The organism is Ferruginibacter sp., from assembly GCF_031391665.1.
Lineage (GTDB): Bacteria > Bacteroidota > Bacteroidia > Chitinophagales > Chitinophagaceae > Ferruginibacter.
The window spans coordinates 17775-43259 of record NZ_JANMUN010000090.1; the positions used below are offsets into that span (position 1 = coordinate 17775).

The window sequence follows — 25485 nt, forward strand, 5'->3', positions numbered from 1 at the left end:
TAAAATTAATAACATTGTAAAGTATAAAAGCAAAATAAAATGAACAAGATAAAAGCGGCGGTATTATTTTTAACCACTATGCTGGTTGCAAACTTTATTAATGCACAAAGTATTGATGAAGGCAAAAAGTTTTTGTATTACGAAAAATACAAAAGCGCAAAAGCTGTATTTGAAAAATTAGTTGCAGCAAATGCAAATAACGCAGATGCTGTTTACTGGCTTGGCCAAACAATGTTAGGCCCGGATAAAACAGAAAATATTGCAGCAGTAAAAGAATTGTACCGCAAAACACTTGAAGCTAACAGCAACAATGCTTTGTTGACTGCAGGTATCGGGCATATTGAATTGCTGGAAGGTAAAACACAGGATGCCCGTAACCGTTTTGAAACAGCTATTTCTTTAAGCCAGGGAAAAAATATTGCTGTTTTAAATGCAATCGGTTTAGCAAATGGCGATTTTGATTCTAAAAACGGCGATGCAAATTATGCTGTTGACAAATTAAAATTGGCCACCACATTAAAAGGCTTTAAAGATCCTGAAACATGGGCCTTATTAGGCGATGCATACCGTAAGGCTTCTGATGGTGGCAGTGCACAAAGGGCTTACGAAAGTGCTTTAACGGTTAACCCAACTTATGCAAGGGCAAAATACCGTATTGGTAAAATTTATCAAACCCAAGGTTTTACGCAGTCGGAAATTTATATGAGGTATTTTAATGAGGCCATTGCGATGGATGCTAATTATGCACCTGTTTTTAATAACCTGTATAATTTATTTTACAAAACTGATGTAAAAAAATCGGCAGAATACCTGGAGAAATATTTAACGTTGATGGGTGATGATGAACCACAATCTTGTTATTACAGGGCTACTATTAAATATGCCCAGGGTTTATTTGCAGAGTCAATTACACAGGCCGATGCTTGTATTACAGGCGGTGGTGCAAATCCCGATGTTCGTTTATATGGTTTAAAAGGTTATGCTTACGATAAATTAAACGATTCAGTAAATGCAAAAACTTCTTTTGAAAAATTCTTTCAATTGCAAAAACCAGAAAAGGTTGGCCCGACTGATATTGAATTTTATGTAAGAAACTTATTAAAATTTCCGGGCAACGAAGCTGCTGCAGCCACATTAATTGAAAAAGGTATCACTTTCGATACTACCGAAATTGGTAAAGTAGCATTGATGAAAACAATGGCAGTAAGGTTCGAAACTCAAAAACAGTATTTAGATGCAGCAAACTGGTATAAAAAAATTCTGGATACCAAAAAAGCACCTACAAAAACTGATATTTTTAATGCTTCCATAAACTATAGCCGTGGTGGAAATTATCAGGCTGCAATAGATGGGTGGAGTTCATACATTACCAAATATCCTAACGAAACTTACGGATATTATATGACAGCATTATCTCAGGAAAAAATGGATACAACCATGGCCCTGGGCCTGGCAGCTCCAAGTTATCAAAAAGTAATTGATCTTGGCGAAGCACAATGGGCTACCGATTCGGCTAAAGTAAAAACACATTTATTGAATGCCTACAAATATTTTATTCAATACACTTATAATGTAAAGAAAGATAAAAAGGGTGCATCTGATTATTGTGCAAGGTATTTACTTAAAGAGCCAACAGATGGAGAGGTTTTAGCATTAAAAAAACAATTTGATGCTCCTGCAAGAACAACTCCTGCAAGAACTGCCCCCGCTGCAAAACCTGCAACAGGTGGTAAAACGCCTGCTAAAACGCCAGCAATAAAAGCCGCACCTCCAAAAAAAAAGTAAAAGCTAAGAATTAATAAAATACTAAACCCCGTTATTGAAAAAGTAACGGGGTTTTTTGTGCTACATAATATTGATTATTGCTGGTGCTGCCTTATTTTTGCGGTAATTCTATAATAAAATATCCGAATGCAGTTTTTTTTCCTTCAAACAGTCAATACAAATAATACCTATAATTATTTACCTATTGCTTTGCAACTGTTTTTTGCAGCAGGTTTAATTATTACTATAATGGTGCTCAGCAACTATCTGGGGCCCAAAAGAAAAACCGCTGATAAACTCCAGAATTTTGAAAGCGGTATAGAAATTAAAGGCAATGCCCGCCAGCCGATGGCAGTTAAATACTTTTTAGTAGCTATTTTATTTGTGTTGTTCGATGTAGAAGTTATTTTCTTTTATCCTTATGCGGTAAATTTTAAAGAATTGGGTAAAGATGGTTTTATAGCAGTAGTTATGTTTGTAGGTTTATTTTTAGCAGGGTTTGTTTATATAATTAAAAAAGGGGCTTTAGATTGGGAAGATTAACGCAGCAATATCGAATGGAGCAATGTAAAATATCGAATGTTTAAATTGAATAACATTCTCCATTCAAAAATTAAAAATTTTAAATTATGTCACGTCCGGTACAATATAATAATCACATAAAGTTTGAGGGTATTCCTGAGGGATACATGGGCGAAGGTTTTATGGCTACCAATTTAGAAAAAGTGGTGAGCCTTGCCCGTAAAAATTCCATCTGGCCTTTACCTTTTGCAACAAGTTGTTGCGGTATCGAATTTATGGCAACTATGGCCAGCCATTACGATTTAGCCAGGTTCGGCAGCGAACGTGTGGGCTTTTCTCCACGCCAGTGCGATCTGTTAATGGTAATGGGAACCATAGCAAAAAAAATGGGGCCAATTGTAAAACAGGTTTACCTGCAAATGGCAGAGCCTCGCTGGGTTTTAGCTATGGGAGCCTGTGCATGCAGCGGAGGAATTTTCGACAGTTATTCTGTTTTGCAGGGTATAGACCAGGTTATTCCTGTTGATGTTTATATACCCGGTTGCCCGCCAAGGCCCGAAGCCGTGTTAGATGGATTTATGAAAATACAGGATTTGGTAAATGCAGAAGGATTGAGGAGAAGGCACAGCGATCAATATAAAGAATTGCTTACAGGATACGGCATACAGTAAATTGGCGATTGCCGATTTTATATTTCAGATTTTTTTAAATCTGAAATCGTCAATCTAAAATCTGAAATAATTAAAATGTCACTTTCGAACGAAAATATAAAACAAAAGCTAACCGAAAAATTTGGCGACCATTTAACCGATTGGCAGGAGCCATATGGCATGTTAACTTTTACTGCACCAAAAGATTTTAATATTAAGGTAATGCAGTTTTTGTTTGATGATGCAGAACTGCGTTTTCAGTTTTTAACCGATTTGCAGGCAGTGCATTACCCCGAAAGAAAAGGAGCAGAATTGGCAGTGGTGTATCACCTGCATAACTTAGTTGATAATGTACGAATACGGTTTAAAGTATTTACAGATATTGTAAAGCCCGATGTTTTTACTGCCACCGCTTTATACAGTGCAGCAAATGTTATGGAAAGAGAAACCTATGATTTTTACGGGGTAAATTTTATAGGTCATCCTAATTTAATAAGAATATTGAACGTGGAGGAGATGGATTATTTTCCGATGCGTAAAGAATTCCCATTGGAAGAGCAGACGAGGATTGATAAGGATGATGAGATGTTTGGCAGGTAAGAGTAGCCCCTCCGCCCCTAAAGGGTAACTTTGGAGAATAAAATGTTAAGACTCTTTTATAAAATTGCAAATTGAAACTTTGTAGCGATTTGGAAAAGTATATTGGTAGAAAATAAAAATAATCTTGCATAAGGGAAGAAAGTTTTTTGCAAAACACAATTAAAGCTCAATAAAGATATAATGTTGAAGAGTGCGACGCCAATGAAGATGATTAAAGAAAGAATGCCGGTAACAAAAAATTAATAAAAGATAATTAAAATTTCCTGAAGGAAATTTTTAAACATGACAGATACATCACACATTTTATTACCCGAAGGTTCCATAGAAAAGCAAACTACAACGCTTAACCTGGGGCCAACGCATCCTGCAACGCATGGAGTGTTTCAAAATATTTTGGAGCTGGATGGCGAACGCATTATGAAATCTACTTCCACAGTAGGTTACATTCACCGTGCCTTCGAAAAAATTGCAGAGCGCAGGCCGCTGTATCAAATAACGCCGCTTACCGACAGGTTAAATTACTGTTCCTCCCCCATCAACAATATGGGCTGGCATATTACCTGCGAAAAATTATTAGGCTTAACCCTGCCCAAACGGGTAGATTATTTACGGGTAATAATTATGGAGCTGGCCCGGATAAGCGATCATTTAATTTGTAATTCCATTGTGGGTGTGGATAGCGGGGCTTATTCCGGATTTTTATACCTGATGCAGTTTAGAGAATTGATCTATGAAATTTATGAAGAAATTTGCGGCTCACGACTAACCACTACCATTGGCCGCATTGGAGGGTTCGAAAGAAATTTTACTGCTGTAGCATTTGAAAAATTAGAAAAATTTTTAAAAGAATACCCCAAGCAATTAAAAGAATTTGAAAACCTGTTTACCCGTAACAGGATTTTTATGGACAGAACAATTGGTTGTGGTCCCATTGCAGCCGACAGGGCATTAAACTATGGGTTTACCGGCCCTAATTTACGTGCCGCCGGTGTAGATTATGATGTTCGGGTACACACGCCCTATAGCAGCTACCAGGATTTTGATTTTATTATTCCTGTTGGTAAAACCGGCGATTGTTACGATCGTTTTTTAGTGCGTAACGAAGAAATGTGGCAGAGCCTCAGCATTATTGAACAGGCTTACCAAAAAGTGCAGCAATTTAAAGGGGCTGAAGCAGAAGTTTTTCATGCTGATGTACCTGCTTATTATTTGCCCGAGAAAAAAGATGTGTACACTAAAATGGAAGCACTCATCTATCATTTTAAAATTGTAATGGGTGAAACCGATATTCCGGCCGGTGAAGTGTACAGTTCTGTGGAAGGCGCTAATGGCGAGCTGGGGTTTTATTTAATAAGTGATGGTGGAAGAACGCCGTACCGCTTACATTTTCGCCGACCATGTTTTATTTATTACCAGGCTTTTGAGGAATTGGTAAAAGGAGGTATGTTGAGCGATGCGGTGATTACTATGAGCAGTTTGAATTTGATTGCGGGGGAGATGGATGCGTAAATATGTAAGTTTTAATATTAAAGAATGAGGATAAAGAGAGATATTAAAATGGTGGTGAATTTTGTTTCTTATAAAGAAGCAGAACAAAATGATAATTTATATTACTCCAAACTAAGTGCAGAAGAGTTGTTGAAAGAATGTTTTGATTTGAGAAAACTAAATTATTTTAATGGACAACAAAATAATTTACCACGAATTGAAAAAGTTGGAGGGATAATTAAACGAAAAGATTATGAAAAGCAAAATGCCTGAATTTCAAAAGGATTTTGAAGATTTTATTAGTCTTTGCAATAAATATGAATTGGAATATTTGGTGATTGGTGGTTTTGCTGTTAGTGTACATGGCTATCCAAGAACAACAAAGGATTTGGATATTTGTATAAATAAGACTGACGAAAATGCAAGAAAGATTTTAGCAATTTTAAAAGATTTTGGATTTGGTTCACTGAATTTTAAAGCAGAAGATTTTTTAAAGGACGACATGATTGCTCAATTGGGTTATTCGCCAATAAGAATAGATATTCTAAATGACTTGAATGGTATAGATTTTAATTTTGCTTTTCAAAATAAGCGAATTGTGAATATGAACGGGGTGCCAACAAATTTTATTGGGTATAATGAACTTCTTATAAATAAAGAAAAATCAGGAAGGGATCAGGATTTATTAGATATAAAAAAATTAAAAGAACGTAATAAATTTAAATAGGATGACTTTTTCATCAGATAAATTAAATAAGGTTTCGGAGATCATCAGCCGTTATCCCGAAGGCAAACAAAAAAGTGCCTTGTTGCCGGTATTGCATTTGGCGCAGGAAGAATTTGGCGGCTGGCTGGATGTGCCGGTGATGGATTATGTAGCCACGCTATTAAACATTGAACCAATAGAAGTATATGAAGTAGCCAGTTTTTACAGCATGTACAATTTAAAACCTGTGGGTAAATACATGTTTGAAGTTTGCCAGACCGGTCCCTGCATGATAAACGGTAGCGATACTATTATTGATTACATCAAGCAAAAATTAAACATTGCTGTTGGAGAAACCACCACCGATGGTATGTTTACTTTAAAAACGGTAGAATGTTTAGGCGCCTGCGGTTACGCACCTATGATGCAGTTAGGAAAAAATTACCGGGAACATTTAACTAAAGAAAAAGTGGATGCGATAATAGAGGAGTGCAGGGCAAAAGCAAATTAATGGGAATAACTAACGCCATATTAAAAGTAAAGGAGCACCGCAAGTCTGAAAAGATTGCGGAAGTTAATTTTTTGGTTGACAGTGGAGCGATTTACAGTTTAGTACCCGGTAAAATATTGGATGCATTGGATATTGAGCCTTATAAAGAAATGAGTTTCTCCCTTGCTGATGGTACCACTTTAAAAAGAAGAGTGTGCAGTGCTTATTTTGAATTTGAAGGAGAAGGTGGCCCGGCGCCGGTTGTATATGGTGAAGAAGGAGATGAACCTTTGTTGGGCGCAACAACATTAGAATCGTTGGGATTAGTTTTAAATCCTTTTACAAGAACATTGCACCCAATGAGGATGTTAATGGCAAAACTAAAACCATGAAATTTTTTATAACAGCCTTTTTATTATGTGCTTTTGTTTTTTGCAATGCTCAAACCGACGAAGAAAAACTAACCGCAACGGTAAAAGAATTTCACCAGGCGCTGGTAAAAAAGAATACCATTTCTATAAACCAGCAAACAGATAAAGCATTAAGTTATGGCCACAGCAATGGCTGGGTAGAAAATAAAGTTGATATTATTAAAGATTTGGAAACGGGGTATATCAGTTACCAAAGTTTTAAAGAAGACAGTATTACAGTGTTGATAAATGGCAATATGGCTAATGTGCGGTTTATAGCAGACATTACAGCAACAATGAAAGAAGCCACCAATACTTACCATTTAAAAGTATTAGAAGTATGGGTGAAGAAAGGTAAACGCTGGGTGTTGTTTGCAAGGCAGGCGGTGAAGGCGTAAGTAAGCTACGATAAAAGTTGAATAACGAAGTATTGTTGAAGAGTGCGACGCCAATAAAGTTGAAAAAAGAAAAAATGTTCGTAACAAAATATCTATAACAAAACATAATCAGTCCCCCTTTAGGGGATAGGGGCAAATGAGTAAAAAATTATTATTAGCAAACGCAAATGTGCCGGGCATCCGTGGTTTTGATGTGTACCGTCGTGAAGGTGGCTACCGCAGCGTGGAAAAAGCGTTGAAGACAATGGATGCTGCGGCAATTGTGGATGAAGTTAAAAAAAGTGGCTTACGGGGCCGTGGAGGCGCAGGTTTTCCGGCAGGAATGAAATGGAGTTTTATTGCCAAACCCGAAGGTGTGCCCAGGCATTTGGTAGTTAATGCAGATGAAAGCGAACCCGGTACTTTTAAAGACCGTTACCTGATGGAATTTATTCCGCATATTTTAATTGAGGGTATGATCGTGTCGTCGTTTGCATTGGGCAGCAACGTGAGTTACATTTATATACGTGGTGAATATGCATGGATTATTGATATTTTAGAACAGGCTATTGCCGAAGCAAAACAACATGGGTTTCTCGGAAAAAATATTTTAGGCAGCGGCTTCGATTGTGAAATTTATGTACATCGTGGTGCAGGCGCTTACATCTGCGGCGAAGAAACAGCATTGATAGAAAGTTTGGAGGGCAAGCGTGGCAACCCAAGAATTAAACCGCCATTTCCTGCAATAAAAGGTGTGTGGGAAAGACCAACAGTTGTAAATAATGTAGAAACTATTGCAGCAGTTGTTCCTATAATAAATGATGGTGGCGATGAGTATGCAAAAATTGGTGTGGGAAAAAGTACCGGTACAAAATTAATTTCTGCATGTGGCAATATTAATAAACCAGGTGTTTACGAAATTGATATGACCATCAGCGTAGAAGAATTTATTTACAGCGATGAGTGGTGTGGCGGTATTCCCAACGGAAAAAGATTAAAAGCCTGTATTCCCGGCGGATCATCAGTGCCTATACTTCCTGCAAATTTATTATTAACTACTGCCAAAGGCGAAAAGCGTTTAATGAACTATGAAAGCCTGAGCGATGGGGGATTTGCAACAGGCAGCATGATGGGCAGTGGTGGATTTATTGTTTTGGACGAAGACCAGTGTGTGGTAAAAAATACCTACACTTTAGCAAGGTTTTACCGTCATGAAAGTTGCGGACAATGCAGCCCCTGCCGTGAAGGAACCGGCTGGATGGAAAAGATTTTATTAAACATAGAAAAAGGTAAAGGCAAAATAAGTGACATAGATTTGCTGTGGGATATTCAAAGAAAGATTGAAGGCAATACTATTTGTCCGTTAGGTGATGCAGCGGCCTGGCCGGTTGCAGCCGCGATAAGACATTTTAGGGATGAGTTTGAATGGCATGTGTTGAACCCGGATGAATGTTTAAGAAAAAATTATGGATTGGCGCATTATGCGGATTCGATTCATGTTGCCGTGCCTGCGTAGTATGCCACGCAAAGGTTTACCACGCAAAAGCGCAAAGTTTGTAAGGCGCAAAGAAATGATATTATCAAGCGTAGATAATCTTTGCGACTTTTTTCCTTAGCAACTTTGCGTGAAAAAGTAATGATGATCTTTGCGTATTTGCCCCTTACCGGCTTTGCGTGAAAAAGTAATGATAATTTTTATAACATATAAAATTTGCGGCTTTGCCCCTTATCGGCTTTGCGTAAAAAAATTATGGCAGACGAAATAAAAAAAGAAACACCAACAACATTTAAAGTTACCATTGATAACATCACTATTGATGTGGTACCTGGCACTACTGTTTTAAATGCTGCCCGCCAAATTGGTGGCGATGTTACACCGCCTGCAATGTGCTACTACAGCAAGTTACAGGGCAGTGGGGGTAAATGCCGTACCTGTTTGGTAGAAGTGGCTGCAGGTTCTACTGCCGACCCAAGGCCAATGCCAAAATTGGTGGCCAGTTGCCGTACCAATGTAATGGATGGCATGATCGTAAAAAATATTACCAGCGATAAAGTAAAAGATGCAAGAGCAGGTGTGGTGGAATTTTTATTAATTAATCATCCGCTTGATTGTCCCATTTGCGACCAGGCCGGCGAATGTCATTTGCAGGACTTAGGTTACGACCATGGTAAAGAAGGCACCCGTTACGAATTTAAAAGAAGAACTTTTGATAAAGAAGATATTGGCCCGTACATTCAATTGCACATGACAAGGTGCATACTTTGTTACCGTTGCACTTATGTTGCCGATCAACTAACGGACAACCGTGTACATGGAATTTTAGACAGAGGCGATCATGCAGAAATATCTACTTACATTTCCAAAGCTATTGAAAATGATTTTAGTGGTAACATGATTGATGTGTGCCCTGTCGGTGCATTAACCGATAAAACTTTCCGTTTTAAAAACAGGGTATGGTTTACAAAACCTGTAGAAGCACACCGCAACTGCGATAATCCAAAATGCTGCGGCAAAGCAACTTTATGGCTGCGTGGCGATGAAGTGTACAGGGTAACTGCACGTAAAGATGAGTGGGGCGAAGTACAGAGTTATGATGGAAAGCCCGGATGGATATGCAACACCTGCCGCTTTGATAAAAAGAAAACCAACGATTGGGTTATTGAAGGCCCAACAGTTATCAGCAGGCATTCGGTAATTGGGCAAGGCCATTATGTAGGAATGGTAATGCCTGGAGAAACCATACAAAAAGTTATGGGTGGCCGTGAGCCCAAGCTTTTAATGAACATACATAATGTAAGTGAGGTAAATAATCCTTCGGTACATTTAAGTAAGATAGAAGGCCCTGCACACATGCAGGATTTTGCAAAATCGGCAGAGCATGTAAATGGCGAGGGAGAAAGTACCCAATGGGGATTAATAAAAGAATAAAATATTTTAATAAAGGATTATGCTTTTAGCAATTGACTGGCCTTTTATAATAGAGAAATTAGTGTTGATACTGATTGTAGTAATGGCATCGCTGGGCATTGCTATGTACACCACTTTTGCAGAACGTAAAGTGGCAGCTATTTTGCAGGACAGGAGAGGCCCCAACCGTGCCGGCCCGTTTGGCTTACTGCAACCCTTAGCCGACGGTTTAAAATTATTTTTTAAAGAAGAGATTATTCCAAATTTTTCTTCAAAATTTTTATTTATTCTTGGCCCGTCAATGGCAATGCTAACTGCAATTATGACGAGTGCGGTAATTCCGTGGGGCGATAAAGTACATTTTTTCGACAGGGATATTTCTTTACAAATTGCTAATGTTGATGTTGGTATCCTGTATGTTTTTGGGGTATTAAGTTTAGGCGTATATGGTATAATGATTGGCAGCTGGGCAAGTAATAATAAATTTTCTTTAATGGGAGGTTTAAGGGCCGCCTCTCAAATCATCAGTTACGAACTGGCCATGGGTATTTCGTTAATTGCATTGATACTGATAACAGGCGACCTGAGCCTTAAAGAAATCGTTTTGCAACAGCAAACCGGTAACTGGTGGAATGTGGCTTATCAACCTTTGGGTTTTTTAATATTTTTAATTTGTGCTTTTGCAGAATGTAACCGCACACCTTTCGATTTGCCCGAAGCAGAAAATGAATTGATCGGCGGATATCATACGGAATATTCTTCCATGAAACTGGGTTTTTATTTATTTGCAGAGTATATCAACATGTTTATCAGCAGTGCTATAATGGCTACATTATTTTTTGGTGGCTACGATATACCTTTTGTAAATGAACAAAATTTACAAAACAGTATTGGGCAATGGGCTGTGCTGTTGCAGGTGCTTTGTTTCTTAATTAAAATTGCAGCCTTTTTATTTTTATTTATGTGGGTACGGTGGACGATACCACGTTTTCGTTACGATCAGTTAATGAATCTTGGCTGGAAGATATTGATACCAATTGCTTTGGTAAACATGCTGGCAACCGGGGGAATACTTTTATTTTTGAACAAATAATTTAAAATAAACCTTAAAAGGTTTTACAAATATGCAGGCATTAACAAACAGGGTAAAACAGGTAGAAAGAAAACCAATGAGTTTTTTTGAAAGGATGTATCTGCCTGCAATTTTTAAAGGAATGATCATAACTTTCATGCACATCTTTAAAAAGAAACCTACAATAAATTATCCCGAAGTAAAACGTCCCTTCAGTCCTGTGTTCCGTGGCTTGCATGTTTTAAACAGGGATGAAGCAGGAAGAGAAAATTGCACGGCCTGCGGTTTATGTGCAGTGGCCTGCCCGGCAGAAGCGATTACTATGGAAGCTGCAGAAAGAAAAGCAGGTGAAGAAAATTTATACAGGGAAGAAAAATATGCAGCTAAGTATGAAATAAATATGCTGCGTTGTATTTTTTGCGGCTTGTGCGAAGAGGCTTGCCCGAAAGATGCGATTTATTTAAGCGAAACATTTGCACCAGCCGATTATCAGCGCAAGCAATTTATTTACAATAAAGATGAATTATTAATACCTCACCCCATTGAAAATCCTGATGCCTATACAAAAGCCCTTGGTAACAGGGTAAAACCTGAGGTGAAAGTTGAGTAAAGTTGAATGATTAAAAATAGTTGAGTTGGGTAACTTGACTTTTAATCAACAAACAACTGCGTTCAACAGTATTAAAATAAAATAACAATGAGCATAACACAAATAGTATTCTGGTTTTTAGCGGTATTGGCAATTGGCAGTGCCTTAATGGTTATTACCCGAAAAAATCCTGTGCATAGTGTATTGTACCTTGTGGTAACATTCTTTGCAATATCGGGTCATTATATTTTATTGAATGCACAATTTTTAGCTATCGTAAATATTATTGTTTATGCCGGTGCTATTATGGTATTATTTTTATTTGTGGTAATGATGATGAATTTAAATTTGAATGCAGAGCCGCAAAAAAATAAACTGATGCAGTTTGCAGGGGTGGTTTCGGGAGGAAGTTTGTTTTTAGTACTGATGGCGGCATTGGTAAAATCTACCACAGTTAATAGTGCAGTACAAATGCAAACCGGCGATTACGGCTTAATAAAAAACCTTGGCCAGGTTTTGTTCAGAGATTATGTACTGCCGTTTGAAATAAGCAGTATTTTATTTTTAAGTGCTATGGTAGGAGCTGTGGTAATGAGTAAAAAAGAACAGTAGTATTTTATCAGTATAAAATAAATGGAATGAAAAAAATAGTGGTTGTATGTTTTATCTTTTGTGTAGCTGCAGGCAATGCATCGGCACAAATTGATTTCGATAATTTAAACCTTGATAAAATATTGGGAAAAGTATTGAATGTACAGCGTGGCTTTGCCCCAAAATTTGCTCTCGGAAAAGTTTCAATTCCAAAAATTGCTAAGGTTGCGGAAATTATAGGCCTTAAAAAAAGCGAGCAGGCAATAAAATTATTCAACACTTTTAAAACAGGCAGAACCATTTATAAAATTGCTGCTTATGCTGGCGGTGCTATTGCAGCCTACAGCGCTATAAAAGCTATTGATAAATCTTCATTAAAAGAAGATTATCAAAAACCATTAATTGGTGCTTTAAGCAGTATTGCTTCGGGCCTGGTGGTAAAATTTTTAACCAAAGGGGCATCTTACAAAGCAGTAGATGTTTTTAACGGCATAGTAAAAAAGAAAATCAAAGATATTTTTTCAGTAGCTCCTGCATCATCAACATTGGGCATGGGGTTATATGTTAAATTATAAATTAAAAATATTGAATCAGCAGTAAAAAATAATCTTCTCCTTTTCCCCCTTCAGGGGATAGGGGCTTCTTATTTATGGAAATTAAATATTACATAGGATTAGCAGTAGCATTATTTTGCATAGGAATTATAGGCGTATTAACCCGCCGCAATGCCATCATTATTTTTATGTGTATAGAAGTAATGCTGAATGCAGTGAATTTATTGCTGGTAGCATTTTCTAAAATGCATGCAGCTGCTGCAATTGGTGCATCATCACCATCGGTGGTTAGCGATGCTCAAATTTTTGTGTTTTTTATAATGGTAGTGGCAGCTGCAGAAGTTGCTGTAGGGTTGGCTATTATTGTAATGATGTACCGCAATGTACACTCGGTAGATGTAAATTTTTTAAACAGATTAAAGAACTAATAAGCCCCCAATCCGCCTTTTGGCGGAGAGAAAGGCAAGAACTTTATAATTTGAAATATTTTTTAACAAGAGTCTGATTTTTTTACAAATTTTCAGACTTTAAAAATCCCCCTTTAGGGGATAGGGGCTTATGAACAACGTTTTACAATTAGTTTGGCTGATACCTTTTTTACCATTAATCGGTTTTTTAATTAATGGTTTGGGCAGAAAGCATTTATCAAAAACACTGGCGGGTGTTATTGGCAGTGGTGTAATTTTGATTTCTTTTATTTTAAGTGTTTGGGTTTTCTTCAATGTAAAAAATGGCAACACACATGTTGCACATTATTTCGATTTTATAAATGTGGCATCACTTAAAATTGGTTTCGATTTTCAGATTGATCAATTGTCTTCTCTTTTCTTATTAATAATTACCGGTGTTGGCTTTTTGATTCATGTGTATTCTACTTCTTACATGCATGATGAAGAACCCAAAAATTTTGCAAAATATTTTGCTTACTTAAATCTTTTTGTTTTTTCAATGTTGCTATTGGTAATGGGCGCCAACTATGTAATTATGTTTATAGGCTGGGAAGGTGTGGGCCTTTGTTCTTATTTATTAATTGGCTTTTGGTTTAAAAATAATAATTACAATACTGCGGCAAAAAAGGCTTTTGTAATGAACCGCATTGGTGATCTTGGTTTTTTACTGGCCGTGTTCTGGTTAATTTCAAAATTGGGGACAGTAGATTTTCATAATGTATTCGACATGGTTGGTAATAATAAAGTAAAAGGGTTTACAACTTTTGATATTACTGCCATCACCATGTTATTGTTTGTAGGCGCTATGGGTAAAAGTGCACAAATTCCTTTATACACCTGGCTGCCCGATGCTATGGCGGGGCCTACTCCGGTATCTGCATTAATACATGCTGCTACAATGGTAACTGCTGGTATTTACATGATAGCACGTAGCAATCTTTTATACACCATGGCGCCAACTACACAATGTGTGGTGGCTATTGTGGGTTTATCAACGGCTATTCTTGCAGCAACAATTGCTCTTAAACAAAACGATATTAAAAAAGTGCTGGCGTACAGTACCGTTAGTCAGCTCGGTTATATGTTTTTAGGCCTGGGCGTTGGCGCATATACCGGCGCCGTATTTCATGTAATGACGCATGCATTTTTTAAAGCCTTATTGTTTTTAGGTGCCGGCAGTGTTATACATGCCATGAGCGGCGAACAGGATATGCGTAACATGGGCGGGCTAAAAAAATACATGGGGACCACTCATCTTACTTTTTTAATTGGCTGTTTGGCTATTGCAGGTATGCCGCCTTTCTCCGGTTTTTTTAGTAAAGATGAAATACTGGCTCATGCGTTTGAAAAAAATCCTTTACTATGGGGTATTGGTGTATTAGGTGCGTTAATGACGGCGTTTTATATGTTCCGATTATATGCCATGACTTTTTTAGGAAAATTCCGTGGCACACACGATCAGGAACATCATTTACACGAAAGCCCTAAGGCAATTACGTTTCCTTTAGTTGTATTGGCAATACTGGCATTAGCCGGTGGTTGGGTCGGCATCCCTGAAGTATTTATGCATGGCGGTCACATACTCGAAACTTTTCTTGAACCCATTTTTGCCGACAGTAATAAATTAATAACTGCCCATCCCTTACCTCATACTACAGAATATTTATTAATGGCTGTTTCGGTTATTGGTGCATTGATAGCATTAGTGTTTGCATGGAATAAGTTTAGTAAATATCAAAAAACAGATGTTGCCGAAACAGGTTTAGGTAAAGTGCTGCAAAATAAATGGTATGTGGATGAATTGTACGATGCAGTTATTGTAAAACCATTGCAATCGCTATCTGCATTTTTTAATAATATTGTAGAGAAAAAAGGAATAGATGGTTTTGTAAACGGTGTAGGCAAAGCCGTTAATTATGGCAGCCGCCAGGTACGTTTGTTGCAAAGCGGCCATGTGGGCACTTATGTTTTGTTAATGGTTATCGGAATTTTAATTTTATTTATAGTACAATTGTTTTTGTAATTAGAAGATACAGATATGCAAACTCTTGGGTTACGTTTTCCTGAATTATTAATATGGTCTCCGCTAATTGCCGGCTTACTTTGTTTTATTATAAGAAGTGAGAAGAATGCAAAAGCAGTGGCTTTATTTTCTTCAATAATAACTTTAGCAATTTCATTTGCCAGTTTAATGTATGCCGGCGATAAACAATTAAGTGGGTTAAAAGACAGTTATCAGTGGCTGCATCAATTGGGTGCCAGCTTTAATATTGGATTGGATGGAATGGGGCAATTATTAACTTTATTAACAGCATTTTCTTTTCCTTTAATTTTTGTGGCTACATATAATACTAATTATAAAAATGCCAATGCTTTTTATGGCTTAATGTTATTAGCTCAGGCCGGCTTAATGGGTGTATTTACGGCAATGGATGCACTGGTATTTTATTTCTTTTGGGAGCTGGCGCTTATACCTGTTTATTTTTTATGCAGCCGCTGGGGCGGAGAAAAAAGAATACAGGCCACCTTCAAATTTTTTGTGTACACATTTGCCGGTTCATTATTAATGCTGATAGGGATTATTTATGTGTACCTGCAAACTGCCGGCAATGGCGAAGTGGCTCATTCTTTTGCATTAAACGCTTTTTATAATGTGCCGCTTACATATCCGCAGCAGTTTTGGTTGTTCTGGTTATTCTTTATTGCGTTTGCAATTAAGATGCCCATATTTCCTTTTCATACCTGGCAGCCCGATACTTACGAACAGTCACCGGCAGCCGTAACAATGGTGTTGAGTGGTATAATGGTAAAGATGGGTGTGTTTGCTGTGTTGCGTTGGTTGATTCCCCTGTTTCCTGATGCTGTTGCAAAATATGATACACTCATTATTGGTTTGTCAGTTTTTGGAATGATATACGCCAGTTTGATTGCAATAAAACAGGATGATCTAAAAAGATTGGTGGCCTATTCTTCCATTGCACATATTGGATTGATGTGTGCAGCAATTTTTTCTTCCACATCAATTGGAGTACAGGGCGTAGTGATGCAAATGTTCAGCCATGGCATTAATATAATTGGTTTGTGGATTGTGGTGGATTTAATTGAAAAGCAAACTGGCGTAAGAAAAATTTCTCAACTCGGTGGCATTGCACACAAAGCACCTGTACTAACTATTATGCTGGTGGTAATTGCTTTGGCAAATATCGCCTTGCCATTAACCAATGCATTTGTGGGTGAGTTTATGATGTTCAGCGGCTTGTTTAAATTCAATGTTTGGTATGCAGCCATTGCAGGTATCAGCATTATTCTTGCTGCGGTATATACTTTAAACATGGTGCAAAAAGTTTTTTATGGCGAAACAAACGCCATTACTGCAACGGTAAAAGAAATAGCATTAAACGAAAAAATAATACTGAGTGTAATTGTGGTGGCTATATTTTTGGTGGGTGTGTTTCCGCAACCTTTGTTTAACTTAACCAAAGATGCAGTAACAGTAATTTTAGGAAAAGGTAAATAATTAACAATAAAAAATAAGCAGTCCTCCTTTAGGGGATAGGGGAATATGAACGCAACTATTTTAACAGCAGCCTGGGGAATTGTACTGATGCTTGCCGGGGCATTTATAAAAAATAAAAGCATACCAAAGTATATTGCTATTGGTGGCCTGTTACTTATAATTGCAGCTAATGCAAGGGAATTGTACACAGTAAATGAAGGAGAAATTCTTTTTGCAATTGATGTAAAAGATATGCTGCATACCACGGCTTTCAACTTAACTTTTATTACCGTAATGCTGGTTTGTACATTGTTGTTTTTTTTATTGAGTGGCCGTGATATTGAAAAAGTGGGCAATCATGTGGCAGAATATTTTGCTTTAATATTTTTTGTATTGTGCGGTGTTTGCATAGTGGCAACTTTCAATACATTGCTCATGTTATTTATTGGTATCGAAATTATTTCTATCCCTTTGTATATTTTAACAGGTAGCGACAAACGTAATTTAAAAAGCAACGAAGCAGCACTTAAATATTTTTTGATGGGGGCTTTTTCCACCGGCATAATGCTGATGGGTATTGCATTTATTTATGGCGGTACCGAATCGGCTTCTTTCTTTTTAGATAAAATAAATATGGGAGCCGGCAAAATGCCTGTAATGATTGCAGTAGGATTGGTGCTTTTATTGATCTCTATGTCTTTTAAAGCATCTGCTGCACCCTTTCATTTCTGGACACCCGATGTGTACGATGGCGCTCCAACAGTATTCACCTCTTTTATGGCTACCATTGTAAAAGCCGCTGTTTTTTTTGCATTTCTGCGTTTGTTCGAAAAAGCTTTTGGCAGTGTACAACCGCAATGGCAAAAATTAATTGTATTAATTACCGCAGCAACTTTATTAATTGGTAACCTTACAGCAGTATTTCAGCAAAGTGTAAAACGTATGCTGGCATATTCGAGTATTGCGCAGGCGGGCTTTATGCTTTTTGCTTTATTTGCATTAAACGAAAAAGCCAAAGAAGGCCTGGTGTTATATACAGCAGCTTACAGCTTAGCAACCATCGGCATTTTTGCAGTGTTGATAAAAATGAATGATTATACTATTGATGGGTTTAACGGGCTTGCAAAAAAACAACCCGTACTGGCATTTGCAGCAACGGTGTTCTTATTGTCGCTTACCGGTATTCCATTAACAGCAGGTTTCCAGGGAAAATTTTACATGTTGCTAGCAGCAGTAACTAACGGCCACAACTTATGGCTGGTTATCCTTGCAGTTTTGTGTGCAGCAATAAGTGCATATTATTATTTCAGGGTAATACAGGCTATGTATTTTAAAGAAAGTAATGATGCAGCAGTGCAGGAATGGGATGTAACCCCGGCTTTTAAAATTTTGCTTTTAATAACTGCAGCACTTATCATTGTTTTAGGCGTTAAGCCGGATTTAATTATCGACTGGCTGTACTTATAATTTTAAAATTTATTATAGCTGCCGAATTTGAAACCCAAATTCCCAATTAATAATTCCCAATTCCCTTTCTCATACCATTCATAAAAGTTTTCTCCCTTCATTTCTTTTCTGTTGTTAACTTTAGGGTTAATACAGTGCAATGACTTTTAAAGACACTATTAAACTTTCGTGGCGCAACATCAGCAGTAACCGTTTAAGAACGGGCATTACAGTTGCTATTATTGCATTGGGTATTTGTGCATTAATATGGTTTTTAACTTCTTTAAAAGCGGCCAGTAACAGTCTTACCAATAGTTTTTCTACCATGGGTGCCAATGCTTTTAGTGTAAGGTATAAAGACAGGAACATCCGCTTTGGCGGCGGCGGCCAGCGTGATGTGGAAAAAACCAGTAAGTCGGCATTAAAAGAAAAAAAATCTAACACCGGAAAAATTATTACTTACGAGCAGGCAAAAGAATTTAAAGAGCGGTATCCGTTTCCGGCAATTGTTGGTTTAGCAATAAGAGGCGCAGGAAGTATTGTGGTAAATAACGAAAAGAAAAAAACAAATCCTGATATAAACGTTACCGGCGGCGATGAAAATTACCTGGAGTTAAACGGTTATAAAATTGCTTATGGCAGAAATTTTACACCTGCAGATATTGAATCGGGCAGAAATGTTTGTGTTATAGGCAGCGGTGTTGCGGAAAAATTATATCCCGAAAATCCTTCAAAAGCAGTAGATAAAGTTATAAGCGTAGATCATAATCCATACCGGGTGCTTGCAGTTTTGGAAGATAAAGGCTCCAGTGCTTTTTTTAATACCGGCAAAGTGGTCATTACTTCTTACAATAATATCAGGCGTTTGTATGCCACACAAACATCCTCTTTTGTTATAGCAGTAATGGTTAGTGATATAAATTTAATGGATGTAGCAGTGGGGGAGGCCAAAGGTGCTTTCAGGCCAATACGCAAATTAGATGTTAAGGAAGAAGATAATTTTTACATTGATAAAAGTGACAGTATTGCAGCATCGCTGATAAATAATCTGGGCTTTTTAGAAAAAGGGATAATTGGCGTGGCATTAATTACTTTGCTGGCATCGTCAATTGGATTAATGAATATTATGCTGGTAGCTGTAAACGAAAGAACAAAAGAAATTGGTTTGATAAAAGCTTTGGGTGGTACAAAAAAAGATATTCGCAACCAGTTTTTGTGGGAGTCGATCTTAATTAGTTTACTGGGAGCAGTTGTAGGAATTATCGTTGGAATCCTTTTAGGCAACTTGATAGCCATGTTTTTAAAATCAGGGTTAGTATTACTTTGGGGATGGATAATTGGAGGAATAGTTGTTTGCTCACTGGTAGGATTGGCCGCCGGATTATATCCTGCAGTAAAAGCAAGTAAATTAAATCCTATTGATGCGCTGCGGTATGAGTAAGGGAAGTCTTTTAAAATAATTAATTTAAGCAATAGAAGGCTTGTTAGTAATTATACAGATAAAACATTTTATGTTTTGAATAAGCATGGCACAGATACGCTATCACTCAAAGCCACGCTGCATATCTGCGCCAGTAGAATAAATTCTTCTGTAAAATTTTACCGGTGGAACTCCATTCTTTTTAATTACTAAAGAAATAATAAATGAGCAATAATTTCAAAAAAAGATCTTTGATTTTATTAAGTATTTTAAGTTGTCTAATAATGTGGTTTAATATTTTTTTATACTTTAGTTTTAGGCATACTATTCCAAGAGGGAATATTTTATTTACAAATTTTGATTCAATTTGGTACTTGTTGAAAGAAAAGCTAATTTATCTGGACATCTTTATTGTTTTATTATTTGTTTTATCAACTTCATTTTTTTTAAAATTATTGAATTTTATCATCTTCATTGTATCAATAATTTACCTTCATAAAATTGATGTCAATATTTAGTGGTTATAGATACTGTTTCTAAAAAAGGTATATATTCTTTATCTAAAAAAACCCGGTAAATCGGACTTGTAAAAACATACTTCGGTAATGCCTCTGCCAAACCAAAAGAACAATTGCAATACCCTTATTATAATCATTTGATGTTATCGAAATATTTCTTTTGCCTTTCGAGTTGCTCACACAAGGTTGTCATATACTTTGCAACCCCAACCTGGCGCATTCTTCTGCCGCAGGCAATTCACTTGTGCCTGCAAATCTCATCAGTTTTTAACCGCAGCATAAATATACCTCTACAAATATTGTGTCCATCCAAATATTGTAAAACATAAAAAAAAGACGCTTCATTACAAAGCGCCTTTTAAAAAATTATTATTCTAAATTTATTTAGGATCCAGCGTCTTCCTCAATCTGTCACTCAAATCCTGTAAATGATATTTGGTTGCTTTATCAGTACTGCCAATTGCAGCGGCATCAATTGCAGCTTTCAATTCTCTTGCATGCCCTTTTAAATAAGAAAGGATATCCGATTTTTTGGTATCCATTACCGGTGCAGCATTGCCAAATGTAAAATTCAAACCAGCTTGTGGGCCGGTTGCAGGGTTAATAATACTGCCCAATCTTTCTACATAAGATTTTTGCAAATTTCTTCTGTAAATATCAATGGCTTTTTTTGCAGTAAGCTCCGTAAAAATATTCTGTCTTAAATCCGTAAGCAAATCTGTTATGGTATAAGCCTGGCTGCCAATAGCCGCTTCGGCGTTCAGCATCTTGTTCATGGTGCTGGTGCTGAGCATTCTGTTTAAAGCTGTTTCCTGAACAGATAAAATTGTGGTGGTGGAGTTTAAGCCTGTTTTGCTGCTGATATCTTTATTAATAAGCCATGTTGGTGTGGTAAATACCTGTTTGTTAATAAAGTCTGCCGCTTCTTTTTGTGTTTCTTTACTTACGTATTCGTAAATATTTCCGGGCTGATTATTCTTTTTTAAATTTTCGTACACGCCGCCGAAATTATACGTTACATGGCCAATGTACCTGCGGAACTGACCCACCACATTATCATATATATCCCCTAAATCTGTATAATCTTCATTAGGCATTTTTGTCCAGCTGATTAAGTTGGGCAAAATGCGCTGCAGGTTTTTAATACCATAAGTTGATGCTTTCATGGCATTATCACCAATGGCTTCGCTTTGGTCACGTGGGTCATCAGGCTGGCCCTGGCGGCCAAAATAAAAACGTTTATCGCTTGCTTTAGCTTCAATCCATTTATCTAAAATGGCCACTTCATCTTCGGCAGTTGCAGCTTCGGGAATTAATTTGTAGCCCCATTCAATACTCCATTTATCATAATCTCCAATACGGGGATAGATACCCGCCGCAGTAATATTATCTTCTGGCTGTGCCACATAATTAAAACGGGCATAATCCATAATGCTTGGTGTATGGCCATTTGCTTCAACCCATGCTTTGTTGCGTAAATTCTCAACAGGCACCCCTGCAGATGAACCAAAGTTGTGCGGTAAACCAAGTGTGTGCCCAACCTCATGCGATGATACAAAACGAATTAACTGTCCCATCAATTCATCATCAAAAACCATTTTACGGGCCTTAGGGTCAATAGCAGCTGCCTGAATCATATACCAGTCGTGCAATAACTTCATTACGTTATGAAACCAGCCGATATGGCTTTCCATAATTTCTCCGCTTCTTGGGTCAACAGTACTTGGCCCGTAAGCATTTTCAACAGACGACGGTTTGTAAATAACAGCGCTGTTACGGGCATCTTCCAAACTCCAGGTACTGTCCTGTTGTTTTGTTGGCGCTTCTTTACCAACAATAGCATTTTTAAAACCTGCTTTTTCAAAAGCAATCTGCCAATCGTTTATACCCATAATTAAATAGGGGATCCATTTTTTTGGTGTGGTGGGGTCAATATAAAAAACGATGGGTTTAACCGGTTCAACCAGCTCACCACGTTTATACTTCTCCATATCTTCCGGCTTTGCTTCCATTCTCCAGCGGGCAATTAAACTAATATCTTTTACTCCCTGTGGGTTAGCATCAAAATCAGTAAAACCTGTGCTGAAATATCCAACACGGTTATCCCTGTATCTTGGCTTCATTGGTTTTTCGGGTAAAATAAGTAAGGAGCTGTTCATTTCTAAAGTAACAGTGGCCTGGCTTGGCGGCGCAGGTGGCATTCCCGGAACAGGCATTTGTATACCTGCACTTTTACCAAATGTTTTTACAGTGGTTATTTCAATATTAGTTGGGTAAGGCCTTACACTAACTATATAAGATTTATCAGCCTGAAAACTGCCAGCCTGAAATTGTGTTTTTGCAAACCCTGCAAAACCAAAAATTTCATTATCGGCAGTAATATTATCAGTAATATCTATAACAATACCACCACCTAAACTATCAGGTGCATAAGCTTTAACATCAAATGCCATTGATATGGGTTGAATATTACTCTTCATTACGGAGCGGTACATATCCTTGGTGCTGTCAGAAGGATTTACATTATAAGAGATGTTTTTTAAAAAGATCTTGTTGTTAGGCCCTTTTTCAAAACGGATTACATTTTCTCCGATCTGATCGCCGGCATAGCCGTAAAATTGTTTGGCGCTTTCTACAGATGATTTAGAAACCCTGTTTACCACCAGTATATCACGGGTTAATAATTTAGCAGGTATTTCAAAATAATATTTGTCTTCTACCTTATGTACAGTAAACAAACCTTTACTGGTTCTGGCTTTGTCGGTAATAATTTCTTTATAAGGTTTAGGCCCGGTTTTGGGGGCGCCGGCGGGTGGTATTGCAGGTGATCCCGGCGGCATAACAGGTTTATCCTGTGCTGATGCAGCAACCGCAAACGATACCGCAAAGATTGCAAGCGTAATTTTTTTAAAGCAATAGTTCATGAGTTTTATTTTTATTAAACAGATAGAGTTGATAAACGAAAATATAGAATACCTTTTAAAATAATAGTATTTATGGATAAAAGGTAAATAAATTGTTACGGCTGGGTTATTTTATTTTTTTTTTATGTAAAAAAATGAATTGGGCATCCGTATAAAAAAAAATTAAAAAAAATTATTCATCAGGTTGTTGCTTTCAATTATTTTATTAACTTGTGTCCTCCACGTTAAAAAATGTGAGTAAAAAATGATTGTTTGATAATATTTATTTAGTAGAATTGCGCAATCAATAATGAAATCTTAAACAAAATTTTAAAATCTACTTTTTCACTAATTAAAAATTGAATGTCATGGCAGAAACAAAACCAACTGTAAAACCAGCTACATCAGTGCAGGTAAAAAAATCAGGTAATGCAATTTCTTTATTAGCTCCCATTATTTGTGTCCTTGCAGGATATATAATTTGGCGTTTTGTACTGGGTAGTGATTCCAACTTTGAAAAACCAGGACACGGATGGTTTATGCCCGACCATGAAAAACCTAAAACTGCATTAAGTAAAATGTATTTAGGTGGTATAATTGTTCCAATTCTTATCGGTTGCTTTTTAACAGTGGTAACATTTGTTATAGAGCGCTTTTTAACCATTTCAAAAGCAAACGGTACTGGTAATAATGCCGATTTTATCCGTAAAGTGCAATATCACCTTGCCAATAAGAATGTTGATGCTGCCCTTGCAGAATGCGATAAACAAAAAGGGAGTGTAGGTAATGTAATGAAAGCTGGTTTACACCGTTACAAAGAAATGATCAATAATGGTGAATTAAGTACCGATCAAAAAGTAATGGCCATTCAAAAAGAAGTGGAAGAAGCTACTTCGCTTGAATTACCTATGCTGGAAAAAAATCTTGTATTTCTTTCAACCATTGCATCTGTTGCAACATTGTTAGGATTGTTAGGAACGGTATTGGGTATGATTCGTGCCTTCGGTAACCTGGGCGGCGATGGTGGCGGTGCAGCTGCTGAACAATTATCAGTAGGTATCTCCGAGGCTTTGTATAATACAGCTTTGGGTATTGGTACATCTGCGGTAGCTATTATTATGTACAATATTTTTACCACAAAAATTGATGGCATCACTTACGGTATTGATGAATCAGGTTTTACTTTAACACAAAGTTTTGCTTCTCTGTACAAATAATGGTATGGAAGAACAATGATTTTGCATCTTAAGTAAACATTAAAATTTTTAAAAATGCCAAAAGTTAAAATACCACGAAAAAGCACCAACATCGACATGACGGCGATGTGTGATGTAGCTTTTCTGCTGTTGTCTTTTTTTATACTGGCAACCAAACAAAAACCTCCTGAGGCAGTAACTATAACTACACCTACTTCGGTATCAACCAAAGTGGTAAAAGACGAGGCCATTGTTGTTACTTTAGCAAAAGACGGAAAGGTTTTTTTAATGCTGAATGATAAAAAACATAAAGATGCTATTATTGAAGATATTAATACATCAAAAAGTTTAGGTCTGACTCCTGCAGAAATTTCCAAACTTAAAAAACAGGAATTTATCGGAATGCCTTTCAGTAAACTTAAAAGTTTTCTGCAGTTGCAGGATGGTATACCTGCAGAAAAAATGGATGGTATCCCCAGTGACAGCACCAATAATGAACTGGCCGACTGGATACACAGTGTATCTAATGCCTTTAAAGGAGAGTCAATAGACAATCTTAATTTATTGGTTAAAGGTGATAACAATGCTAAGTATCCTGCTTTTAAAAACGTAAAAGCTGCGTTTAAAAAGAATGATATTTTCAAGTTTAAAATTGTTACCAATCCTGAAGGTATTCCTGCTGATTCTGAATTAGGTAAAAATCCTCCTAAAGCAGAAGGAGTAAAATAAATTTTGTTAACCAACTCGGCAAATGCGGAGTTAAAAACATATTGATATGGCAGAAATGGATACGTCGTCGGGTGGTGGCCATAAAAAAGGCCCCGGCGTAAAAAAACCAAAAAAATTATCTACCAGGGTCGATCTCACGCCAATGGTTGACTTAGGTTTTTTATTACTTACCTTTTTTGTGTTTACTACAACCATGAGTACACCAAAAGGTATGGCAATGAACGAGCCTAAGGACGATCCGGAAAATCAGCTAAAAGTAAAAAACTCTGGTGCTATGACCCTTTTACTGGGTAAAGATGACCACGTATTTTATTATTTTGGAGAGTTGCTTCCGGAAACGATCAGTCAACAATTTAAAAGTTCAACTTTTAAAGAAATACGTGAAGTGATTGCAACCAAAGCAAAAAATACCCCTATTGGAGATTTGATGTATATTATTAAAGCCAATAAGGACGCTACTTTTAAAAACGCTATTGATATTCTGGATGAAATGACCATTAGTAACGTGCCTCCCGGCCACTATGCCGAAGTGGATATTACACCCACTGAAGAAATGCTTATTCAAAAAACTGAAGAAGCAAATCCCGGAGGGAAATAATTTATGGAA

The 25485-nt window shown here is 37.1% G+C and carries 25 protein-coding genes; 24 read left to right on the top strand and 1 reads right to left on the bottom strand.

Annotation, left to right across the window (positions count from 1 at the left end):
* Window positions 1-39 precede the first annotated feature (39 nt).
* From ACY651_RS06870 to ACY651_RS06970, 21 genes are all read left to right on the top strand, one after another.
* Window positions 40-1785, top strand: a complete 1746-nt coding sequence (locus ACY651_RS06870; protein WP_462251037.1) for a tetratricopeptide repeat protein — start codon at window positions 40-42, stop codon at window positions 1783-1785.
* A 126-nt stretch (window positions 1786-1911) separates the two neighbouring features.
* A complete protein-coding gene (locus tag ACY651_RS06875; protein WP_462251039.1) occupies window positions 1912-2307 on the top strand; it encodes an NADH-quinone oxidoreductase subunit A in 396 nt (131 codons plus the stop codon).
* Window positions 2308-2393: 86 nt separating this feature from the next.
* On the top strand, window positions 2394-2957 hold the full coding sequence (locus tag ACY651_RS06880) for an NADH-quinone oxidoreductase subunit B (RefSeq protein WP_462219942.1): 564 nt from the start codon (window positions 2394-2396) through the stop codon (window positions 2955-2957).
* A 75-nt stretch (window positions 2958-3032) separates the two neighbouring features.
* Entirely contained in the window at window positions 3033-3536 is a 504-nt protein-coding gene (locus ACY651_RS06885) for an NADH-quinone oxidoreductase subunit C (protein ID WP_462251041.1), read from the top strand.
* Window positions 3537-3818: 282 nt separating this feature from the next.
* The gene (locus ACY651_RS06890) at window positions 3819-5045 is read left to right on the top strand and encodes an NADH-quinone oxidoreductase subunit D (RefSeq protein WP_462219939.1); all 1227 of its coding nucleotides are present in this window, start codon (window positions 3819-3821) and stop codon (window positions 5043-5045) included.
* Window positions 5046-5069: 24 nt separating this feature from the next.
* Window positions 5070-5297 carry a hypothetical protein gene (locus ACY651_RS06895; RefSeq protein ID WP_462251043.1) on the top strand — a complete coding sequence of 76 codons (228 nt, stop codon included), beginning with the start codon at window positions 5070-5072 and terminating at the stop codon, window positions 5295-5297.
* Entirely contained in the window at window positions 5278-5751 is a 474-nt protein-coding gene (locus ACY651_RS06900) for a hypothetical protein (protein ID WP_462251045.1), read from the top strand. Before ACY651_RS06895 ends, ACY651_RS06900 begins: the two co-directional genes overlap by 20 nt.
* 1 nt (window position 5752) lies before the next feature.
* Window positions 5753-6241, top strand: a complete 489-nt coding sequence (locus ACY651_RS06905) for an NADH-quinone oxidoreductase subunit NuoE family protein (RefSeq protein WP_462251047.1) — start codon at window positions 5753-5755, stop codon at window positions 6239-6241.
* Window positions 6241-6612: an aspartyl protease family protein gene (locus ACY651_RS06910; RefSeq protein ID WP_462251049.1), complete on the top strand. Its 372-nt coding sequence runs from the start codon at window positions 6241-6243 to the stop codon at window positions 6610-6612. Before ACY651_RS06905 ends, ACY651_RS06910 begins: the two co-directional genes overlap by 1 nt.
* A complete protein-coding gene (locus tag ACY651_RS06915; RefSeq protein WP_462251051.1) occupies window positions 6609-7028 on the top strand; it encodes a nuclear transport factor 2 family protein in 420 nt (139 codons plus the stop codon). The genes ACY651_RS06910 and ACY651_RS06915 overlap by 4 nt, the downstream gene beginning before the upstream one ends.
* A 136-nt stretch (window positions 7029-7164) precedes the next feature.
* Window positions 7165-8523 carry an NADH-quinone oxidoreductase subunit NuoF gene (gene nuoF / locus ACY651_RS06920; protein WP_462251053.1) on the top strand — a complete coding sequence of 453 codons (1359 nt, stop codon included), beginning with the start codon at window positions 7165-7167 and terminating at the stop codon, window positions 8521-8523.
* A gap of 234 nt (window positions 8524-8757) precedes the next feature.
* A complete protein-coding gene (locus ACY651_RS06925; RefSeq protein WP_462251055.1) occupies window positions 8758-9936 on the top strand; it encodes an NADH-quinone oxidoreductase subunit G in 1179 nt (392 codons plus the stop codon).
* 19 nt (window positions 9937-9955) lie between these two features.
* Window positions 9956-11008, top strand: coding sequence for an NADH-quinone oxidoreductase subunit NuoH (nuoH, locus tag ACY651_RS06930; protein ID WP_462251057.1), 1053 nt, complete (start codon window positions 9956-9958; stop codon window positions 11006-11008).
* 31 nt (window positions 11009-11039) lie between these two features.
* Window positions 11040-11597, top strand: coding sequence for an NADH-quinone oxidoreductase subunit NuoI (gene nuoI, locus ACY651_RS06935; RefSeq protein WP_462251059.1), 558 nt, complete (start codon window positions 11040-11042; stop codon window positions 11595-11597).
* A gap of 87 nt (window positions 11598-11684) precedes the next feature.
* Window positions 11685-12188 (top strand): NADH-quinone oxidoreductase subunit J family protein, encoded by a 504-nt coding sequence (locus ACY651_RS06940; RefSeq protein WP_462220920.1) that lies wholly within the window; start codon window positions 11685-11687, stop codon window positions 12186-12188.
* A 26-nt stretch (window positions 12189-12214) separates the two neighbouring features.
* Window positions 12215-12742 (top strand): hypothetical protein, encoded by a 528-nt coding sequence (locus tag ACY651_RS06945; RefSeq protein ID WP_462251061.1) that lies wholly within the window; start codon window positions 12215-12217, stop codon window positions 12740-12742.
* Window positions 12743-12816: 74 nt separating this feature from the next.
* Window positions 12817-13149 (top strand): NADH-quinone oxidoreductase subunit NuoK, encoded by a 333-nt coding sequence (nuoK, locus tag ACY651_RS06950; RefSeq protein ID WP_462251063.1) that lies wholly within the window; start codon window positions 12817-12819, stop codon window positions 13147-13149.
* Window positions 13150-13279: 130 nt separating this feature from the next.
* Window positions 13280-15193, top strand: a complete 1914-nt coding sequence (gene nuoL, locus ACY651_RS06955; RefSeq protein WP_462251065.1) for an NADH-quinone oxidoreductase subunit L — start codon at window positions 13280-13282, stop codon at window positions 15191-15193.
* 15 nt (window positions 15194-15208) lie between these two features.
* Window positions 15209-16687 carry a complex I subunit 4 family protein gene (locus ACY651_RS06960; protein WP_462251067.1) on the top strand — a complete coding sequence of 493 codons (1479 nt, stop codon included), beginning with the start codon at window positions 15209-15211 and terminating at the stop codon, window positions 16685-16687.
* Window positions 16688-16732: 45 nt separating this feature from the next.
* Window positions 16733-18133 (top strand): NADH-quinone oxidoreductase subunit N, encoded by a 1401-nt coding sequence (locus ACY651_RS06965; RefSeq protein ID WP_462251069.1) that lies wholly within the window; start codon window positions 16733-16735, stop codon window positions 18131-18133.
* Between the two features lie 139 nt (window positions 18134-18272).
* Complete coding sequence (locus ACY651_RS06970) at window positions 18273-19553, top strand: ABC transporter permease (RefSeq protein WP_462251071.1); 1281 nt, start codon at window positions 18273-18275, stop codon at window positions 19551-19553.
* A gap of 877 nt (window positions 19554-20430) precedes the next feature.
* Here the strand turns inward: ACY651_RS06970 and ACY651_RS06975 are convergent.
* Window positions 20431-22974, bottom strand: coding sequence for a zinc-dependent metalloprotease (locus ACY651_RS06975; RefSeq protein ID WP_462251073.1), 2544 nt, complete (start codon window positions 22972-22974; stop codon window positions 20431-20433).
* A gap of 347 nt (window positions 22975-23321) precedes the next feature.
* On the opposite strand from ACY651_RS06975, the gene ACY651_RS06980 reads away from it, so the two are divergent.
* Genes ACY651_RS06980 through ACY651_RS06990 form a run of 3 tightly spaced genes read left to right on the top strand, consistent with a single transcriptional unit; the run spans window position 23322 to window position 25476 of the window.
* Window positions 23322-24170, top strand: a complete 849-nt coding sequence (locus tag ACY651_RS06980; protein ID WP_462251075.1) for a MotA/TolQ/ExbB proton channel family protein — start codon at window positions 23322-23324, stop codon at window positions 24168-24170.
* Between the two features lie 54 nt (window positions 24171-24224).
* A complete protein-coding gene (locus ACY651_RS06985) occupies window positions 24225-24878 on the top strand; it encodes an ExbD/TolR family protein (protein WP_462251077.1) in 654 nt (217 codons plus the stop codon).
* Window positions 24879-24924: 46 nt separating this feature from the next.
* Complete coding sequence (locus tag ACY651_RS06990) at window positions 24925-25476, top strand: ExbD/TolR family protein (protein ID WP_462251079.1); 552 nt, start codon at window positions 24925-24927, stop codon at window positions 25474-25476.
* Window positions 25477-25485 lie beyond the last annotated feature (9 nt).

What these genes read in the sequence shown, in the direction of transcription:
- nuoK (WP_462251063.1), top strand. Translation starts at nt 12,817, where the DNA reads ATGGAAATTAAATATTACATAGGATTAGCAGTAGCATTATTTTGCATA.
- ACY651_RS06980 (WP_462251075.1), top strand. Translation starts at nt 23,322, where the DNA reads ATGGCAGAAACAAAACCAACTGTAAAACCAGCTACATCAGTGCAGGTA.
- ACY651_RS06970 (WP_462251071.1), top strand. Translation starts at nt 18,273, where the DNA reads ATGACTTTTAAAGACACTATTAAACTTTCGTGGCGCAACATCAGCAGT.
- nuoI (WP_462251059.1), top strand. Translation starts at nt 11,040, where the DNA reads ATGCAGGCATTAACAAACAGGGTAAAACAGGTAGAAAGAAAACCAATG.
- ACY651_RS06960 (WP_462251067.1), top strand. Translation starts at nt 15,209, where the DNA reads ATGCAAACTCTTGGGTTACGTTTTCCTGAATTATTAATATGGTCTCCG.
- nuoL (WP_462251065.1), top strand. Translation starts at nt 13,280, where the DNA reads ATGAACAACGTTTTACAATTAGTTTGGCTGATACCTTTTTTACCATTA.
- ACY651_RS06890 (WP_462219939.1), top strand. Translation starts at nt 3,819, where the DNA reads ATGACAGATACATCACACATTTTATTACCCGAAGGTTCCATAGAAAAG.
- ACY651_RS06990 (WP_462251079.1), top strand. Translation starts at nt 24,925, where the DNA reads ATGGCAGAAATGGATACGTCGTCGGGTGGTGGCCATAAAAAAGGCCCC.
- ACY651_RS06900 (WP_462251045.1), top strand. Translation starts at nt 5,278, where the DNA reads ATGAAAAGCAAAATGCCTGAATTTCAAAAGGATTTTGAAGATTTTATT.
- ACY651_RS06965 (WP_462251069.1), top strand. Translation starts at nt 16,733, where the DNA reads ATGAACGCAACTATTTTAACAGCAGCCTGGGGAATTGTACTGATGCTT.
- ACY651_RS06975 (WP_462251073.1), bottom strand. Translation starts at nt 22,974, where the DNA reads ATGAACTATTGCTTTAAAAAAATTACGCTTGCAATCTTTGCGGTATCG.
- ACY651_RS06910 (WP_462251049.1), top strand. Translation starts at nt 6,241, where the DNA reads ATGGGAATAACTAACGCCATATTAAAAGTAAAGGAGCACCGCAAGTCT.
- ACY651_RS06940 (WP_462220920.1), top strand. Translation starts at nt 11,685, where the DNA reads ATGAGCATAACACAAATAGTATTCTGGTTTTTAGCGGTATTGGCAATT.
- ACY651_RS06870 (WP_462251037.1), top strand. Translation starts at nt 40, where the DNA reads ATGAACAAGATAAAAGCGGCGGTATTATTTTTAACCACTATGCTGGTT.
- ACY651_RS06905 (WP_462251047.1), top strand. Translation starts at nt 5,753, where the DNA reads ATGACTTTTTCATCAGATAAATTAAATAAGGTTTCGGAGATCATCAGC.
- nuoF (WP_462251053.1), top strand. Translation starts at nt 7,165, where the DNA reads ATGAGTAAAAAATTATTATTAGCAAACGCAAATGTGCCGGGCATCCGT.
- ACY651_RS06985 (WP_462251077.1), top strand. Translation starts at nt 24,225, where the DNA reads ATGCCAAAAGTTAAAATACCACGAAAAAGCACCAACATCGACATGACG.
- ACY651_RS06895 (WP_462251043.1), top strand. Translation starts at nt 5,070, where the DNA reads ATGAGGATAAAGAGAGATATTAAAATGGTGGTGAATTTTGTTTCTTAT.
- ACY651_RS06880 (WP_462219942.1), top strand. Translation starts at nt 2,394, where the DNA reads ATGTCACGTCCGGTACAATATAATAATCACATAAAGTTTGAGGGTATT.
- ACY651_RS06925 (WP_462251055.1), top strand. Translation starts at nt 8,758, where the DNA reads ATGGCAGACGAAATAAAAAAAGAAACACCAACAACATTTAAAGTTACC.
- nuoH (WP_462251057.1), top strand. Translation starts at nt 9,956, where the DNA reads ATGCTTTTAGCAATTGACTGGCCTTTTATAATAGAGAAATTAGTGTTG.
- ACY651_RS06875 (WP_462251039.1), top strand. Translation starts at nt 1,912, where the DNA reads ATGCAGTTTTTTTTCCTTCAAACAGTCAATACAAATAATACCTATAAT.
- ACY651_RS06885 (WP_462251041.1), top strand. Translation starts at nt 3,033, where the DNA reads ATGTCACTTTCGAACGAAAATATAAAACAAAAGCTAACCGAAAAATTT.
- ACY651_RS06915 (WP_462251051.1), top strand. Translation starts at nt 6,609, where the DNA reads ATGAAATTTTTTATAACAGCCTTTTTATTATGTGCTTTTGTTTTTTGC.
- ACY651_RS06945 (WP_462251061.1), top strand. Translation starts at nt 12,215, where the DNA reads ATGAAAAAAATAGTGGTTGTATGTTTTATCTTTTGTGTAGCTGCAGGC.